Below are 16,314 nucleotides of genomic sequence, written 5' to 3' on the forward strand. Positions count from 1 at the left end.
CTAGCAATCAGTTGGGAGCCCGTGGGTGGGATCCTCTTTCGAAGAGAATCAAGCTGAAGAAGTAAATTTTATATGAACGAAATGTTGCTTTTCGCCCGCAGGGTAGTTCCATTTATTATATTAGTCCTGTCTCTGGGTTTGGCATCCCAAGGCAGTCAGGGCGGAGCAATACTTCAATTAAGTCATGATCCGGACTCTCGCGCGCAATTTCCATGGAACTGGGAATTCATAAAGCAACATGTCAACCAGATACATGCGGCAGGATTTACCGCTCTCCTTATTTCACCGCATCAGAAATCCTGTGGAATCAGCAAGGGGTATAACCCCGAGGACTTTACCAGCTTCGACAGTTCTCACGGATCGGAGCAGCAACTTGCCGACCTGATCAACGCTGTCCACGGCGCAGGAATGCATATCTATGCCGATATGGTCATGAACCATATGTGCCGCGATAAAAATTTTACCTACAGGCGATTCGGTCCAAGTGATTTTCACCATCAAGGCGATATCTTAAACTGGAACGATGAATATCAGGTCGAGAACGGCTCATTGTTTGCACTTGAGGATCTGGCGCAGGAAACTCCCTATGTACGGCAGGAATTGTTTGCCTATCTCGTTAAAACGAACAATATGGGATTCGATGGCTATCGCTGGGATGCAGCGAAGCACGTGCCGAAGTGGTTCTGGAAGGAACACATCGTGAATAACGTCAACGCGTGGGGCAAATTCAACTTCGGCGAAATTGTTGAGTCGGATATCGACAGGCTCCAGCTATATGTCAATACTGGCATGGCGGTGGCCGATCAGAATCTCTACACGGCAATGGCCGATAATTTCAAGCTTGGCGGCAACCTTGCCGCCCTTGATGGGGCCGGATACGCGGGCCGCAACGGCGAAAAAGCACTTACGTTCGTGGAGAATCACGATTACGGCCCTCCCGCCAACCGGTTATTGGCTTATGCCTTTATTTCCGCCTACCCCGGGTATCCGCTCTTCTACAACGTGCTGCTGAATGATAAAGCCCTCAATAACCTTGTCTGGGTTCATGAGAATCTTGCCAAGGGTCCATACATCAACCGCTACAAAGATCAGAACACACTAATTTTCGAGCGCAGTGGGCATCTGCTTGCCGGCATCAACCAGTCTGATGCTTGGGTACGACGATGGGTGCCAACATCTTGGAGGAATACCAAGCTACATGACTACAGTTTTCATGTGGAAGATAAGTGGACCAACAATGATGGATACGTCGAAATATCGATCCCCCCCATGAGTTATGTGATGTTTGCGCCTGGCTAACATCCAACGATTTTTTGCTAGCGCCTCAGCTTACTGAGACGGTCGAGACGTTGTTCCGCAAGGAGGAAGTATGAAGGCAAAATGCTCCAAGGTCTTAAAAGCAGCTCTGTTCGGCCTCACCATCTTCCTCTTGCTGCCGATTGTCGCCAGGGCGGAACCTTGGATGGGGGGACTGGTTGTCCGTGATGATGTGGCATGGTCGAACCCAAGACCTGGAAATTATGGGACGGTCCATTACTTTCTTGATGAGGATCGAAACGAGCAGGTTCCCTTTGATGTGTTGATACAGGTGAATGCCGACGGTCGTTTGCCCTCCGAACTGCATGTGGAAGTCTTTACGAACTTGAATCGGCGCGATCATGCCAAAGTCTGGGAAGATGTGAAGGATGCCGGCGGACCCGACAGCTATTATATGACTTACCCGATGACCCATGTGGGGCGCGTCGGCAACAATGAGTTGTATAAAACTACTCTGACCGCGACTCGAACGGGTGCCTACCGTATAACGTCCCGGTACCGCTATGGCGATGACCCGTGGCGTTGGCATAATGATTTCAAAGCGGATGGTCAAATGCAACGGGATTTGGCAATTGTCGTCTCGCCGCGAAAGGTGTTGAACCTAACCCTGTACGAAGTTAATCCATACGTCGTGGAGGCCACAGCGGGCGGGACGTCTCAACAGCGCAGCACACTTGAGGATTTCACGGATCACGATCAGGATGGTTACGATCCATTCAATCTTCACTATGTTCGTAACACGCTAGGGTTTAACACGCTTTGGCTGATGCCCATCTTCCCGAATACACGGGAGCGCCTCGAAGGGGAAAATGGACGACGGGTGGGAAACCATTCCCCAGGCAGTCCCTATGCGGCCCGGGATTACTGGTCGGTCAGTGAACGCCTCTCGGACGCCGGTACCTCTGACGCGGCACTGCATGAATTCAAATATTTAGTAAACAAAGCAGAAGAACTCGATCTGAACGTTTTTATCGACGTTGCTTTGAACCATGCAGGGCGGGACGTCATCGTTGGGCAAGGAGCAGTCGACCTGGGCCTCGCTTCACGAAGCGAAGCGGAGCAGCCTGTGGCTCGTGTTCGCCCGGCTTGGAGTACGAGCAAATCGAACTACCGGATCCACGCCCGCGGTGTAAATGACCTTGCCGAATACGCACCGACTGATCGACTGGGTGAGCACCAGTGGTATGACGCAGGAGTTGATTGGTTCTTTGGCGACTATTCTTCTCTAGGCCCCAAACCTGGGCGCGGGCATGATACGAGCCGTGGGAGTGCGGAAGATGAACGAGATCTCTTGTATACCGACCTTGATCCAAGCGGCGGGCATGATTTCGAGGTGGAGAATGTCTGGAACTACTTTGCCTATCTCTTCCCTTACTGGCTTCATCAGACTGATAACAAGCTGGACGGTATCAGGGCCGACTTCGCTCAGGGGTTACCTCCGCAGGCTTGGGAGTACATCATTAATAAGACTCGCCAGAAGAAATGGGACTTTATCTTTCTCGCGGAAGCGCTGGATCCCGATCCGATCCGTTACCGCGTTGCGCGCCACTTCGATCTTTTAACGACGGTTGATCATGGGTTATATAGAAACAACAGCGTTACGATGAGTCAGCTCGTTCGAAGCCTTGAACAGGAAGCGGCTATTTACGGGTACAACGCACCGGTTCTTCGCAATGGAACCAGCCATGATGAAGATGGCAATAGCAATGCATGGTTGATGATGGCGCGTCATGCTGTTGCCGCTGCCCTCCCCGGCGTCCCGATGATATACATGAGCCAGCCCTTGGGAGTTGGCGATAAGGTTGATTTTCAATACTCGTGGCAGAACATTGCTGGTCATTGGAGCCGGAGTAACGCTAAGGTTTTCGACATGTACCGTAGACTTAACACGGCCCGCACCCAAAATGCCGCCTTGCGTTCCACCAACCGCTATTTCCTGACTAAACAGCGGGGAGGGGGGTTTAATGACGCAATTTTTTCCGTCGCCCGATGGCAGGAAGATAGTCTTCTTTTTGTTTTTATCAATCTCCGCGATCAGAAAATTGATCCGGAAACCTTTGCTGTGCCACGTGACGTTCCATTAGATAGTAGCCCGGGCGCGCGATATCAGGTTCGTAACCTTGTTGCAGATGATCCATCCGCTGCCATTTGGCCGGAACCTCGAACGGCGGGCGACATTATTGCAAACGGCCTCCATGTAACTTTCACCACGCCTAATGAAGTCCAATACTTGCGGTTGGAGCGCGTACCTTAAACATGAGCTACACACCGTGTTCCAGCGAACTTTGGCGATTTGTGAAAATTTTTGGATCGCCCCAGTCGCTAGCTTAATTACCGTGATTCGATATGAAGCAGACTGCGCACATTCCGCATCACAAAATGAGTTACAAACACAAATTTTTGCAGAAAAACACTATTTCTACTGCCTCGTTAGCCATTGACGGCATGTTCAGTCAATTATTTCGTGAAGTACTTTAATTCTCAAGGGTTTCGATTTTCCAAGTCTTATCAACGAACGGCCCGAGCTTAGACGTTGCACGTCCACAATCGGGAAACCCAGCTGTTTGAAATGTGTTGAATCAGCAACTAGTCTGACGACATGTCAGAAAATCTCGACTACCACGTAAAAATACGGGCTATCGGTCAATTTCTACAGCTACCGGAATTCCTAATGCTGCACCGATCTCTTCGAGCTTGCGTTTCTTGTATGGGTTATTGGCATGGGTAGTAACATACCACCCACCTTTCCGGATCTGGCTCTGGTAGCCCATGGCGGGTTGGCGTGATACAAGTGCGATGCCGGATAGGCGAATGCCTAGTTGACTCACTCGTTCCAATCCCATCCGCTCAAGGGCGGTGGCAAAGACTTCATTGGCGTTACCCGGATTGATGTCTTGGCCGTCCACAGTCACGCGTAGCCCCGTTTTTGGCCCCTTGTGATGGGAACCTATCTTCCTGTTTGGCGTTGGGCTTCGCTGTTTTTTCGAGATTGTGGCCAACGCGTCCGCGATTAGATCGTCAAATCCATCTAAAACCAGCTCTTCCATATTCTTTACCATTTCGGACATGATGCTTATCTCCGTTTAATCCGTTTGGCTCCATGCCCGATGGTAATGAGGTATCCATCGTGACTGCTGTCGAGCTTGTACGCGTCCAAATACTCGGCCAACTTCCGGATCGGCTCCCGTCCGAATTCCCGTTCCATGGCTCGAATGCTGGTACGGCTGAAATAGCGATGCACGCCGCCATGCCCGTCATGCTTCTTCTCGCCAAACTGATCCAGCCATTGGACAATTAGTGGCGGAATGCACTGCTGCTGTGCTCGTACCGTAGCGTGGGAGCGCGCGTTCATGACTGTTTACGCTCCGTTTGAGATGTTCCGAACTCGTCATCGAGTTCTTGAATAAATTTCTGTACCACCTCCTCCTTGACCCGGCATTCATCCGCAAGCTTCCACTCCTTATCCTGGGGACGCTTTATCCAAAGCTCATGCCAGGCGTTACGGCTCCCGCCGGCGATTGTATTTGCCAACCTCGCTGGCGAAATTGCGCTGCCGTTATAAATGACTTCATCGTTTTCGACCTTCGCGTAGGAGTACGTGCCTCGGTACTGCATGCGAATCTGTGTCCCATGGGGCAGAAACAGGTTCTTCCATTGATAACCGCGAATGGCGCTACTAACCTCTGACAACAACTCCGGTTTGCAGCTCGCGTTATCCAGCCAGTATTGAATGGCAGTGGAAACCATCTCAACAGGGTCGCGCGGATCACTGTTGCTTTGCAGAAAATTTACAAACTCCAGAAATTGTTCTGTCGGAATTGGAACTGATATTGATTGCATATTTAATTTACCTTAAATGATATTGTTTGATATTTTAATTCCCTCCAAATTTAAAGTCAAAGAAATAAAAGCGAAAACGCATAGAGGAAACATTTCCTAAAAGGAAAAAAGAAAACCGTTCAAAAAAATAGAGGTTGCTGCGAAAATGGAGGGTTCCTATTGACGGGATAACCTATTGCTCGTTCATCGAAACAGATATTGCGAAGAGTCTCAGGATCGATACGAATTAAATGCGCAAACGTACAGCACGCAAACGTACAGCACGCAAACGTATACGCACGGTTAGGGTCGCCCCCGTAACCCTCGTCTTCGAACCACAGGCAAAAGTAGAGATGGAGATAACCGCCGCCGAGCAAGAGTTCATGCGAAACAGGCCGCTAACGCTTAGTAAAGTACTCTTGTCCTAGTTACCACTATCGCCGTTACCAGCGGAACGGAAGTTTCAGAGCGGCAACTGGCGGAAGTTGCGGCTGAGCTTTAGTAAAAACTCGGTCACTGTAGAGAGGAAGTACGGCAGGTCCAGGAAGTCGGTGAGCGGGGACGAAATAACGATGTAAATTAATACTATACGGGAAAACAAAGGACTAACGGGAGTTAAGGGGGCACTGTAGGATATCCTTATTGACTTGATTACTATCCGCTTACTAATTATTTTTCAGTTACCGAAAATTTCCTCAAAGACGGTATAACTTATTGATTACTGGTGCCCGGAGCCGGAATCGAACCGGCATGGGCGATTAAGCCCGAGGGATTTTAAGTCCCTTGTGTCTACCGATTTCACCATCCGGGCGGTAGAGTAAGGTTTTTTTTATTGTAACTCAAGCGGAGAGGCTGGAGACACGGAAACGTCTGCAAAATTTTACCGAGTTTAGAGCGGGCATAAGGTTAAGGTCCGCTGATGGGGGGGTGAAGAGCATCAAGGCAACATGACAGCCCAGACCCAACGACGCTCAAACAAACTCCCCCGGTCTAAAGCAGCTTATAAGGGTTTCCCTTAGTCTAAAACCATGGTTTCCCCAATGTACTGATGGTATTGACTGCAGTACGATGAACTCACATTAATTCTATATGGGTTCATTCTCATCATGAAAACAAATTTGGTACGTATTTTCGCCGCTTTATCTGTGATGGGGTCGTTGGCTTTGCTGAGCTCTACCGCAACGGCGGCTCAGCCTGTCGACACACCCGAGATTCGCGCCGCTGCTCAGAATGCCACAACTTCGGGCGACCACGAGGCCGTGGCGAAACATTATGAAGATGTTGCTGCTCAGGTGCAGGCGAAATTGAAAGAACAAAAGGAATTGCTGGAGCAATATCAGAATAAAAGCTATCTCTATGGTAGACAGGCCCAAGACCTGCAATCGCATACTGAAGCGTTGATTCGCGCTCATGAGCAGACGGTGACCGCCACCATAGAAGAGGCGAATGTGCATCGTCAAACGGCTTCGAAGCTTCAGGAGAAGCACGCGTCCGATAGTCAACCGGCCAATAGTGTGCGCGGATTATAGTGACCCCTGCAGTTGCGCAATACTCAGTTCAGTCCTTTCCCTTTCCTCAAATATCGGGCTATCGGCGGCGGTGTTTGAGGTAACCGCCGCCGGACAGTGAGCCCCAACCTTGCCCGGCCGGTGCGTCGGCGGGGCTCGTGAAATTCCAGGCGTTCAACAGGGCTTAGGTGCTCCTCTATTTGAGGCATCATCCTTTGCCGCCCCGGTCTTGCGCCTGGTTCCTTTGCCGGCACACATGTGCGGTCCTACGCATTGTTCAGCGCCACAGCCAGCCCAGCCACTTTGCGTGGAGGCTCTGCACATAGAGCCGGTCTTCAGTTTCTGTAACGGCGGTCGTATCGGGGTAGACCCCGGTGGGGTCCTGCAGATCAGCCACTACCTTGCCGTCTTCCGTGAAGGCCATCACATGTCCATAGGGCATTGCGATCCGCCACAACGCGCGGAAGTCGCAGCGCGAGTTGGCGCAGGAACGGCGTGCCCGCGATCGAATCGGCCGCCCCGATTACGCGGTTTGGCAAAACCAAGCCAGATTTTGCCGTTCAGTCCACGCATCAGATTGTCCGGGTAGCCGGGCAGGTTGTCGAGGAGGACAGTGGCCTGGGACCCGCCAGCTGCAATGTCGAGGTTGTGAGCCGACACAGGGATCTTCCACACTCGGTATTTACCGGTCTCGTTGATGAACAGGTACTGCTCGTCGTTACTTAGCGCACACCGGTGGCAAAGCTCAGGCCCGTGGCTATGATCCGCACCGCCTGTTTGCTCGGGTCGTACTCGAGGATGCGCCCAGTGGAGGACTGCTCGACGATGTCGAGCACGCTAGCCTCGAAAGTGCCGCCCCGTTCCGAGGGCGCGAAGCGGGTCGACGCATCGCTAAAATAGATCTTGCCATTACCTGCCACGATGACGGCATCATAGCGGATCGGGTCGCCCTCCATCGTGTCTGCGAGCATGGTGATTTGACCCTTGGGACTGATCGATAGCAATCCCCTGATCGCGTCAGCTGCGATCAGGTTACCGGCGGAATCGAAGTCGAAGCTCAGCACCCTCCCTCCCGATGGCGCGAAGCGGAAGTACCCTGGCCCTTAACAGCGGCTCACGCCTTCTCGGCGCGCCTGATAGTTGGGCAGACGGATCTCGAGACCGGATCAGGCTATGCTCATCCCGACCATATTTTTTCCATAATTTTTCCAAGTGGTCGTCAATTGGAGACAATAGATAGATGCTCTGTATATCGCTATTACACCAAAAGTCGATGAATTTTTCAGGATATATTGTGTCAAAATGGAGACAGCCAAATTTACCTTATTATTCAATAGCTTATACGCATCCTAACTCTTGCGCGACAGCTTTACTGTCGGGTTCTGCGGCGACAGGGAAGATTGTTCGGGTTGAGGTCACCCCCGAGTTATTCCCTCGTAAAACCGCAATTGCAATAAGCAGTTAAGGCCACTGGCACAGTCCCTGCTGGGGGGTAGTTGCAAGGTGCGGGAGTGGATCGTTTTAGGGGTTGACGAGGGAGAGCAGCCTGGTCCATAGAATAATAACCGCCCTGCGACCGGCTTCGGCCGGACCTGTTTTTACATGCATGTAACACAATGTTTAACTCACCCTCAGGAGACAAACATGGGAATCTCTCAAGCAAGCCACGACGATTACGACAAAGATGCAAAGGACCACGGCAAGGGGCCAGGGGACGATAAGAAGGACGATAAGGGCGGCAAAGATAACGGAGACTACGAGGAATACGGCAGTCACCCGGGCAAATACGGCGATAAATACGACGGTGCCTGTCTCCCAAAATGGCTGGAAAACAGGGACTATGACGGCAAATATAAATATGGTAAGGACTGGAAGGACGATCACCTCAATGGCTCGAACAAGAACGACTATCTGAATGGTCGCGGAGGCAATGACACGATTAATGGGAACAAGGGCAACGATGCGCTGATAGGCGGCAAAGGGAATGACAAGCTCAACGGCGGTGACGGCGTCGATATCCTCGTGGGAGGCAAAGGCTATGACACCCTCTGGGGAGGCAAGGGCAACGATTACTTCGCCTTCACCGGTGACAAGAACGGGGGCAAGTTCAATTGGGACGGTCCCGATAAGATAAAGGACTTTGAAGACAATGACCCCAAGCACGGCCGGGATGATTATGACAAAGGCAAATCAGACGACAAACTGGTATTCTGCAAAGATGATCTCGATGATGCGGTCAAAGATAAGAAATACCATGATTGGGAAAAGGACGGTCACTTAAACCCCAAGTATTTCACGGACGAGAAATCGCATCATTATGAAAAGTGGGAAAAACCCGGCGATGTTGATCACCATTTCGTCTGGGACAGAAAGGGAGGCTCTGACACGGGTACGCTGTATTTCGACGCTGATGGGGAGCAGGGCGGGCATTCGTACGGACTCGTCAAGTTGGCGGAGATTACGATCGTCGGAAAAGGAGATCTCGATGCATCGGATATCCTCGTAGCATACTGAGGCCGCACCAAGTCCAAGTCTTGTGTACGAGAGACACAAAGCCGACCTGAGATTCAAGTAATCAGAATAGATGCCCGCGGAGGAATCCGTGGGCATTTATTTTTTATGTGCTATCCGGTCGACCAAAACGGAGCGGCAGAAACAGACCTCACGCCATTGAAATCGGATGGGTTCCCGGTTCTCCGTCGATTTTTTGCTCTTACTTAAGTTCGCTCCCAAGCAGGGTGAACGGAAGCGAATCTTGAAGCGATTTCCTTCACGTTCTTGTCGATACAGCGAAAGGTGCGGGGGCGAAAGGGTGGGATCGACCTGGCGTAACTTTTTGTTCGAGTTTCTGATTGAGATGAAAGCGCGCAAGTGTCAAAAAAATCGTCTTGGCTGTGGTACTTCTGGCCGGTAAAGTTGGATCGTATTCGGGCGCCTGCAGCAGAGGGGAGGGGGCGAGAACTTAGGCGCTCGCTGCACGTACCGGGGGAACAGGCATGCTCCCTTGGAGGCGACTGGTCAGTGCCCGAAGTCCTAGGGAGCGAACGCGGCACGGGCACTGCAACGCGTGCCGGTCAATCGGGCGCTAGCACCGCGGTGCGGGTATCCGCAATGCACGGAAATGGTGGAGCTCGCTATTGAAGGAGCGAAGAATTCCACGTTTTCAGCCATGCTTCAAAATCAGTCGGAACCATGGGTTTTGCATATAGGTAACCCTGGCCTTCGTCGCATTCGATGCTCTGCAGAAATTTTTCCTGCACTTCTGTCTCCACACCCTCCGCGGTAACGCTTAATCCCAAGCTGCGGCCCATTGCGGCAATGGCGCGAACGATGGCCTTGGCGTCATCGTTCGCCGGGAGGTCTCGGATGAAAGACTGGTCTATTTTCAGTCGATCAACAGTAAGCTGTCTTAAATACGATAGACTGGAATAACCAGTACCGAAATCGTCGATCGCTATTTTTATGCCGTGGTCCTTAAGGATACGCATTTTCTGGACAACGGACTCCACATTTTGCATCACTACGCTCTCGGTTACTTCGAGTTCAAGTTGTGTTGGCGAAAGGCCTGTTTCGGAGACTACGCGCAGTACAACATCTGTAAAATCTTTTTGGCGAAATTGCACGGCTGAAACATTTACCGCAATGCTAAAGCGATTAAAGACACCATCGTCATGCCAGCGGCGCGCCTGTATGCAAGCCTCGCGTAGAATGCGCTCCCCGAGAGACAGAATTAAGCCGCTGTCCTCGGCAACAGGAATAAAGCTTGCAGGTGAAACTAATCCGCGTCTTGGATGGCGCCATCGCACGAGCGCTTCCGCGCCGATAACCTGTCTGTTTGTAAGCTCTATCTGCGGCTGGAATACTGTAAAAGTTTCATCCCGCTCAATCGCCACGCGAAGGTCGCGATCGAGACTGAGCCTTTCGGCTGCCCGGGAATTCAAGTGGTCTGTATAAAACTGATAGCTATTCCTGCCGGCTTCTTTGGCAGAATACATCGAGGCGTCGGCATTACGGAGCAGACTGCCTGCTTCCTTGCCGTTATCCGGATACAGGCTGATTCCGACGCTTGCGGTCAGGATCAGCTCATGTTCGTCGATTAGATACGGGTGAGCAACCACTGCAATAAGTTTTTTGGCCACCCGTGCGGCGTCCTCTTCTTTCTCGATCGGACTTAGCAGGACGACGAACTCGTCACCTCCCACTCGACTTATCGTGTCCGTATTGCGGATGGTGGACCGCATACGCTCCGCGACAACCTTGAGGAGCTTATCGCCGATTTCGTGGCCAAGCGAGTCGTTGACCAGCTTAAAGCGGTCGAGGTCCAAGAATAGCAATGCTAGCCGTGTGGAATATCGGGCAGCGTTTCCTATCGCAATTTTCATCCGGTCTGCAAGCAATGCGCGGTTTGGCAGCTCCGTAAGTGAATCGTAATGGGCGAGATACTCGATGCGCGCCTGTGATTCCTTGCGCTGCGATATATCGCGCAGGACACTTGAGGCGCCGGCGATTCGGCCTGAACCATCCCTTACCGGAGAAATTGTGACGGAAACATCAATGGGTTTATTGTCCTTTCGTAACCGCACAGTCTCAAAATGGCCTATAGCCTTTCCACTCTTGAGATTCATGATGTTGTCCTCTTCTTCCAGGCCGTCCGGAGGCATCAATCGACATATGGAAGACCCTATTATTTCGCTGGCCTGGTATCCAAAAATCTTTTCTGCGCCCGTATTCCAGCTGGTAATAGTACCGTTGAGATCGCTGACAACGATCGCATCGTTGGAGGACTCCACAATAGCCGCTAACTGTGCTGTATAGGCTTCCGCTCGTCTGCGTTCAGTAATGTCACTGAAGCTCCAGACGCGACCCACATTTCGCCCTTCTGCAAATTTGACTTTCGTATATCGTTCAAATACACGTCCATCGTTAAACTGAAGCACATCGAAACTTTCTGGCGGCCACATCACATAAATGTGGCCAGTTAATCGGACGAATTGCTGCGGATCCGTTAACTGAGCGGAACAATACTCGATAATAGGCTGGTGCCTGCCATTGTCCATAAGCGGGCCTGGTATTGGCCACATATCGACATACAGCTGGTTGTAGCAAAGCACCTTGCCGTGCTTATCTGTAACCAGAAGCCCGTCAGCGGTCGATTCTATGGTCGCTCTCAACATGGCGACTGATCGATCCAGTTCCGCCGTTTTTTCCTCCAGTGCTTTTTTTGCTTGATTGAGCTCATGCTCAGTTTGTTCACGCGCCTCAAGGATGGCACGTGAAGTTTGCAGGGCCGTGGAGTAAAGCAGAGCCTCCTCCTGATCGGCGGTCTCAACGGTGGGGGGCTCCCCCTGGTTCGTCCGTTTCTGATAAGAACGAGTTACCGGAGGTAATCTTGGCTTATGCTTCATAAATTCATGGCTGATCAGCCTGGTGCATGGGTTGAAGGAGACAAAATAATCTCAATGCCTTTCCCTGATCGGTAGTATGGCTGCGGGAAGCGCACAAAAGAAAAACAGAATGTAAAGTTTATTACGGACTGGTAACCCTCGGCATCCACGGGATGCGGGGAAGTATGGGTTCATGGACTAAAAACGGACGGTAATGACTTTTATCCAAATTCGAGCCAGCTTGTAACAGGTCAATACCCGGTAGCTAAAGCGTAGCAGCGTCCCGCTCCTTGATACCACCACCGGGTCACTATTGTCCTGTTATTATTTTCGAAGCGAGCGCGGTGCCGCGCACACGCGATTGTATCTTCGCAAACGCTGTGTCACGGCTTGTCGAGGTGTCGTCGGAATCAGGCAGTCCCGATTCGCGAGCGCCTCAGTTAGTTCAGGGGTCTAGGTATACTGCCAACCGGCTCGGTTAGGATTATCATCGCAAACTCCGGCTTCGTTGATAAAAGAAAAACAAGAACTATGTTCTTGATCTGATAATGCGTCGGAGATATGGACTACTGAGCTGGGCTTCACATAAGACTTTGTTTCAATCTCGAATATCTTGCTGTCTTTTTTTTAAAACCCGCATGAGCTCTACGCCTGAAGACGGCGCTGCAGATGGTTCTAATCAAGGCTTACGCACGGTCCATCAGCCATCCGGCTACGATGACTGGGTTGATAATATTGTTCGCGCATTATTCTTGTCAACCCGATCGGTACCGGATTCGTTTATTCTGCTTTCCGGCTTCTTCGTACGGCTACCCGCCTGACCAGATCCCGAAAAAAATTTTGTCTTCACTCTAAAGTTCCGCGCGGCACCGCCGTTTCTGTGTGCTGGCACTGATTGCCACCGGGTAAAAGGAGCGCATGCGTTGTTTGCCGGAACAGGCTTTCGCGCTCTTTTCACTCCAGAACAGTTTCTCACACCCCTTCAAAGAGTTCCGCGTAGGAAAACTTCCTACGCGGATTGCTCGCTATTTCCTACACACAAATCGGATGAATTCCGGTTTCCCCAAGTTGAGTGGATACGGACAATGCACTCATTCACAGAGACGAAGGGAGGGATTGGGAAATGAACGATAATGAGATGACGACTGAAATCAAGGAACTGAACCTAACATACCTTATGCTGGCCCAGCAGATGGTGCACGCCGATAAGGATATGGCGATTTTCCGGCTGGGCATAAGCAAGGATATAGCAGAAATCCTCAGGGTGCTGACACCCGGGCAAATTCTCAAACTATCCAATTCGAATATGATGCTATGCCGCATCCGTTTCGACGACAGCCTGGTGTTTGGCATGCTCGCGAACTACAGCAAAGAAAAAACGATGGCTCAGTCCCATGCAGCTATCCTTCTCTCAGGTCAATCGGTCGAAGAAATTTCCTGATCACTACGGAGATTTGCTCATGCGCAAGAAGAGCGTAGTATCCGAAGCCAGAGAGATCCAGGCTGCGATAGAGATGATCAATCTGGGTGCGCGACTGCAGTTGCTGGAAAGCGAAACCAGCCTGAGCCGAGAGCGGCTGATCAAGCTCTACAAGGAACTGAGAGGCGTCTCTCCCCCCAAAGGAATGCTGCCTTTTTCCACCGACTGGTTTCTAACCTGGCAGCCGAATGTTCACTCCTCGGTATTTGCCGATATTTACCACTACCTGATCCAGCATGGCGATTGCCGGGGCATTCAGGCTATTGTCAAAAGCTATAAACTCTACCTGGAGCACTGCCGGGTAAGCGAGATGGAGCCGGTCTTAAGTCTTACCCGAGCCTGGACCCTGGTGCGGTTTTTCGATGGTGGGATGCTGCAAACCACCTCTTGTACGCAGTGCCACGGGCATTTTGTGGTGCATGCCCACGATCTTCATAACCGTTATGTATGCGGGCTGTGCCATACGCCCTCTCGAGCTGGAAAAACCAATAGGGCGCGACCCAGTACTCTCCCTGCGGTGGCGGCTTAGTTAATCCCCTTAGTTAACCCCGTAGTAACCCCGTAGTAACCCCCCTTAGCCACCCCTTTCAATCGTCCTCCCAAGGTCCTCCCGGGCTTCCGCCGCCCGAAGGGATTTTTTTATGGCGCTTTGTATCAACGAGGCGAGAGCTCAGTCGTGTCATTCCGGACCTTTCCCCCGTTTGCTAAAGTTTGCCTGATTCTCACCGTTACTGAAGGTGCGTTGCCTGGTCACGGTCGACCCCCTTATGCGCCTGCTCAGTTTATGTTCGGGACGCGCCGCTGCGATGATTGAGAGGGTGTCGTGGGGTCATGAAGAAGCGCGAACAATCTATCGGAAGCACATTTAAATGCTCGTTATCGTAGGGGTTCTCGTCGTTGTCGGCTCGGTATTTGGAGGGTTTGTCCTCGCCGGTGGGCATCTGGTGGCGCTTTATCAGCCGGTTGAACTGCTCATGATTGCCGGGGCGGCGATAGGCGCGTTCCTGCTAGGCAATACGCATAAGGCGCAGAAAGCAACCTTAAAGGCGCTACCGAAGATTTTGCAAGGCCCCAAGTATACGAAGGCGATGTATATGGACCTGATGTCGTTGCTATATGAGCTGCTTGTAAAAGTGCGCAAGGAAGGAATGATGTCAATCGAGGATGACGTGGACCAGCCGGGCGAAAGCCCCGTCTTCGCGAATTACCCCAGCATCCTGGCCAACCATGAGGTGGTCGAATTTATTACCGATTACCTGCGCCTCATGGTTTCCGGCAACCTCAATGCATTCGAGTTGGAGAACCTGATGGACAACGAAATCGAGACTCACCACCACGAGGGTGAGATACCCGTACACTGCATCACCAAACTGGGCGACAGCATGCCGGCCTTCGGCATCGTGGCGGCGGTAATGGGTGTCATTCATACCATGGCCTCCGTCGGCTTGCCACCGTCGGAGCTGGGTATACTGGTTGCGCAGGCGCTCGTAGGCACCTTTCTGGGTATTCTGCTCGGTTATGGTTTTGTCGGGCCATGCGCGGCAGTGCTGGAGCAGAAACTCAACGATTCCACCAAGATGCTGCAATGCATCCGCGTCACCCTGCTTGCCAGCATCAATGGCTATACCCCGGCGCTCGCAGTGGAATTTGGACGCAAGGTGCTCTACACCACCGAACGGCCAAGCTTTACCGAGCTGGATGAACATGTCAGGCAACCGAGAACCAAATAGCGCAACTAGCTGATTGAACATAAGCCATGGCCGAAGCAACCCGTCCCATTATCATCAGGAGAATCAAAAAGCATCATCGCAGCCATGGGGGACAGTGGAAGATCGCCTATGCCGATTTCGTTACTGCGATGATGGCATTTTTCCTGCTCATGTGGCTGATAACCTCCGCCAGCCAGTCCCAGCTGCAAGGTATTTCCGAATATTTCCAGACTCCGCTGGATCCGATCCCGAACAGGGGAGCCGGCAGCGGAGACCGTACCAGCCTCATCCAGGGAGGAGGGAAGGACCTGACGAGACGTGACGGGCAGGTCAGAAGTGGAAGTGACCAGCCGGTTAATCTCAAGGCCGCGCAGGGTGAGCTGGAACGCCGCGACAAGCTCAGGCTAGAGGATTTGAAAACCAGGCTGGAGCGTTTGGTCGAGTCCAACCCGACCATGCGGGAGTTTCGCAAGCAGCTGCTGCTGGACATTACTACAGAAGGTTTGCGCATCCAGATTATCGATGACAAGAATCGGCCCATGTTCGGCCTGGCGCGAGCCGAGCTGGAACCGCATACGCGCGAAATTCTGCGCAAGCTCGGCGCGGTCCTGAACGAAATGCCAAACAAGGTGAGCTTGTCCGGCCACACCGATGCTACAGCTTATGCGAGCGGGGAGAAGAATTACAGCAATTGGGAACTGTCCGCCGACCGGGCCAACGCTTCACGGCGCGAGCTTATCCTGGGCGGCATGAGCGAGCAAAAGATCTTGCGTGTGGTCGGTTTGAGTTCGGTGGTGCTGTTCGACAAAACCGATCCTGCCAATCCCGTGAACCGGCGTATCAGCATTATCGTAATGAGCAACAAGGCCGTGGAGGCGCTTGGCAAGGAAGGCGCCCAGACGAAAGAAATCCGTACCAGCGCAGCATACGACCCCCGAACGGCGCAACCCCAACGCGCCAGTTAAACCAGATATAGGCCGGTGCCCCGACAAAACCCGGTTTCACAGTAGTATGAGCATTACACATGGCATAGGCGGCAACCCCTACCGGTCAATGAGTTACATGGTTTAAAAAAATCCCGGACAATGCCTTTGTCC

At 51.9% G+C, this 16,314-nt stretch carries 15 protein-coding genes and 1 tRNA gene; 9 read left to right on the top strand and 7 right to left on the bottom strand.

Translation table 11 applies throughout. From position 1 onward, the window contains the following. Positions 1 to 72: 72 nt before the first annotated feature. Complete coding sequence (locus tag R5L00_RS13910; RefSeq protein ID WP_317652402.1) at positions 73 to 1,299, top strand: alpha-amylase domain-containing protein; 1,227 nt, start codon at positions 73 to 75, stop codon at positions 1,297 to 1,299. A 70-nt stretch (positions 1,300 to 1,369) separates the two neighbouring features. After that, on the top strand, positions 1,370 to 3,571 hold the full coding sequence (locus R5L00_RS13915) for an alpha-amylase family glycosyl hydrolase (RefSeq protein ID WP_317652403.1): 2,202 nt from the start codon (positions 1,370 to 1,372) through the stop codon (positions 3,569 to 3,571). A gap of 382 nt (positions 3,572 to 3,953) precedes the next feature. Here the strand turns inward: R5L00_RS13915 and R5L00_RS13920 are convergent, their stop codons facing one another. The 4 genes from R5L00_RS13920 to R5L00_RS13935 all read right to left on the bottom strand — a co-directional run bounded on the left by R5L00_RS13920 (position 3,954) and on the right by R5L00_RS13935 (position 5,947). Next, positions 3,954 to 4,385: a hypothetical protein gene (locus R5L00_RS13920; RefSeq protein WP_317652404.1), complete on the bottom strand. Its 432-nt coding sequence runs from the start codon at positions 4,383 to 4,385 to the stop codon at positions 3,954 to 3,956. Between the two features lie 5 nt (positions 4,386 to 4,390). Continuing rightward, complete coding sequence (locus R5L00_RS13925) at positions 4,391 to 4,669, bottom strand: hypothetical protein (RefSeq protein ID WP_317652405.1); 279 nt, start codon at positions 4,667 to 4,669, stop codon at positions 4,391 to 4,393. After that, positions 4,666 to 5,157 (bottom strand): hypothetical protein, encoded by a 492-nt coding sequence (locus tag R5L00_RS13930; RefSeq protein WP_317652406.1) that lies wholly within the window; start codon positions 5,155 to 5,157, stop codon positions 4,666 to 4,668. Before R5L00_RS13930 ends, R5L00_RS13925 begins: the two co-directional genes overlap by 4 nt. Before the next feature lie 701 nt (positions 5,158 to 5,858). Further along, positions 5,859 to 5,947 (bottom strand) — tRNA-Leu (locus tag R5L00_RS13935). Between the two features lie 295 nt (positions 5,948 to 6,242). On the opposite strand from R5L00_RS13935, the gene R5L00_RS13940 reads away from it, so the two are divergent. Further along, entirely contained in the window at positions 6,243 to 6,665 is a 423-nt protein-coding gene (locus R5L00_RS13940; RefSeq protein ID WP_317652407.1) for a hypothetical protein, read from the top strand. Positions 6,666 to 6,921: 256 nt separating this feature from the next. Here the strand turns inward: R5L00_RS13940 and R5L00_RS13945 are convergent, their stop codons facing one another. After that, the gene (locus R5L00_RS13945; protein ID WP_317652408.1) at positions 6,922 to 7,086 is read right to left on the bottom strand and encodes a hypothetical protein; all 165 of its coding nucleotides are present in this window, start codon (positions 7,084 to 7,086) and stop codon (positions 6,922 to 6,924) included. Between the two features lie 53 nt (positions 7,087 to 7,139). Here R5L00_RS13945 and R5L00_RS13950 point away from each other — a divergent pair, with 53 nt between their 5' ends. Further along, positions 7,140 to 7,370 carry a hypothetical protein gene (locus tag R5L00_RS13950; RefSeq protein WP_317652409.1) on the top strand — a complete coding sequence of 77 codons (231 nt, stop codon included), beginning with the start codon at positions 7,140 to 7,142 and terminating at the stop codon, positions 7,368 to 7,370. On the opposite strand, the gene R5L00_RS13955 is transcribed toward R5L00_RS13950, so the two are convergent. Further along, positions 7,367 to 7,708: a hypothetical protein gene (locus tag R5L00_RS13955; protein WP_317652410.1), complete on the bottom strand. Its 342-nt coding sequence runs from the start codon at positions 7,706 to 7,708 to the stop codon at positions 7,367 to 7,369. The two genes, R5L00_RS13950 and R5L00_RS13955, sit on opposite strands and share 4 nt — an antisense overlap. A gap of 580 nt (positions 7,709 to 8,288) precedes the next feature. Here R5L00_RS13955 and R5L00_RS13960 point away from each other — a divergent pair. Further along, positions 8,289 to 9,158 carry a calcium-binding protein gene (locus tag R5L00_RS13960; RefSeq protein ID WP_317652411.1) on the top strand — a complete coding sequence of 290 codons (870 nt, stop codon included), beginning with the start codon at positions 8,289 to 8,291 and terminating at the stop codon, positions 9,156 to 9,158. Between the two features lie 620 nt (positions 9,159 to 9,778). Here the strand turns inward: R5L00_RS13960 and R5L00_RS13965 are convergent. Then, positions 9,779 to 12,049: a putative bifunctional diguanylate cyclase/phosphodiesterase gene (locus R5L00_RS13965; RefSeq protein WP_258192592.1), complete on the bottom strand. Its 2,271-nt coding sequence runs from the start codon at positions 12,047 to 12,049 to the stop codon at positions 9,779 to 9,781. 1,102 nt (positions 12,050 to 13,151) lie between these two features. On the opposite strand from R5L00_RS13965, the gene flhD reads away from it, so the two are divergent. The 4 genes from flhD (at position 13,152) to motB (ending at position 16,182) form a co-directional block, all read left to right on the top strand. Continuing rightward, positions 13,152 to 13,469, top strand: a complete 318-nt coding sequence (gene flhD / locus R5L00_RS13970) for a flagellar transcriptional regulator FlhD (protein ID WP_107693223.1) — start codon at positions 13,152 to 13,154, stop codon at positions 13,467 to 13,469. 19 nt (positions 13,470 to 13,488) lie between these two features. Next, positions 13,489 to 14,037 carry a flagellar transcriptional regulator FlhC gene (flhC, locus tag R5L00_RS13975; RefSeq protein WP_317652412.1) on the top strand — a complete coding sequence of 183 codons (549 nt, stop codon included), beginning with the start codon at positions 13,489 to 13,491 and terminating at the stop codon, positions 14,035 to 14,037. Positions 14,038 to 14,377: 340 nt separating this feature from the next. Continuing rightward, positions 14,378 to 15,238: a flagellar motor stator protein MotA gene (gene motA, locus R5L00_RS13980; RefSeq protein WP_317652413.1), complete on the top strand. Its 861-nt coding sequence runs from the start codon at positions 14,378 to 14,380 to the stop codon at positions 15,236 to 15,238. A gap of 26 nt (positions 15,239 to 15,264) precedes the next feature. Continuing rightward, the gene (motB, locus tag R5L00_RS13985) at positions 15,265 to 16,182 is read left to right on the top strand and encodes a flagellar motor protein MotB (protein ID WP_317652414.1); all 918 of its coding nucleotides are present in this window, start codon (positions 15,265 to 15,267) and stop codon (positions 16,180 to 16,182) included. The last annotated feature ends 132 nt before the right edge of the window (positions 16,183 to 16,314 follow it).

This window comes from Nitrosospira sp. Is2 (genome assembly GCF_033095785.1).
Taxonomy (GTDB): Bacteria; Pseudomonadota; Gammaproteobacteria; order Burkholderiales; family Nitrosomonadaceae; genus Nitrosospira.

Coding starts and splice junctions, on each gene's coding strand:
- R5L00_RS13930 (WP_317652406.1), bottom strand. CDS start 5,157: ATGCAATCAATATCAGTTCCAATTCCGACAGAACAATTTCTGGAGTTT.
- motB (WP_317652414.1), top strand. CDS start 15,265: ATGGCCGAAGCAACCCGTCCCATTATCATCAGGAGAATCAAAAAGCAT.
- motA (WP_317652413.1), top strand. CDS start 14,378: ATGCTCGTTATCGTAGGGGTTCTCGTCGTTGTCGGCTCGGTATTTGGA.
- flhD (WP_107693223.1), top strand. CDS start 13,152: ATGAACGATAATGAGATGACGACTGAAATCAAGGAACTGAACCTAACA.
- R5L00_RS13945 (WP_317652408.1), bottom strand. CDS start 7,086: ATGCCCTATGGACATGTGATGGCCTTCACGGAAGACGGCAAGGTAGTG.
- R5L00_RS13940 (WP_317652407.1), top strand. CDS start 6,243: ATGAAAACAAATTTGGTACGTATTTTCGCCGCTTTATCTGTGATGGGG.
- R5L00_RS13915 (WP_317652403.1), top strand. CDS start 1,370: ATGAAGGCAAAATGCTCCAAGGTCTTAAAAGCAGCTCTGTTCGGCCTC.
- flhC (WP_317652412.1), top strand. CDS start 13,489: ATGCGCAAGAAGAGCGTAGTATCCGAAGCCAGAGAGATCCAGGCTGCG.
- R5L00_RS13960 (WP_317652411.1), top strand. CDS start 8,289: ATGGGAATCTCTCAAGCAAGCCACGACGATTACGACAAAGATGCAAAG.
- R5L00_RS13910 (WP_317652402.1), top strand. CDS start 73: ATGAACGAAATGTTGCTTTTCGCCCGCAGGGTAGTTCCATTTATTATA.
- R5L00_RS13925 (WP_317652405.1), bottom strand. CDS start 4,669: ATGAACGCGCGCTCCCACGCTACGGTACGAGCACAGCAGCAGTGCATT.
- R5L00_RS13920 (WP_317652404.1), bottom strand. CDS start 4,385: ATGTCCGAAATGGTAAAGAATATGGAAGAGCTGGTTTTAGATGGATTT.
- R5L00_RS13965 (WP_258192592.1), bottom strand. CDS start 12,049: ATGAAGCATAAGCCAAGATTACCTCCGGTAACTCGTTCTTATCAGAAA.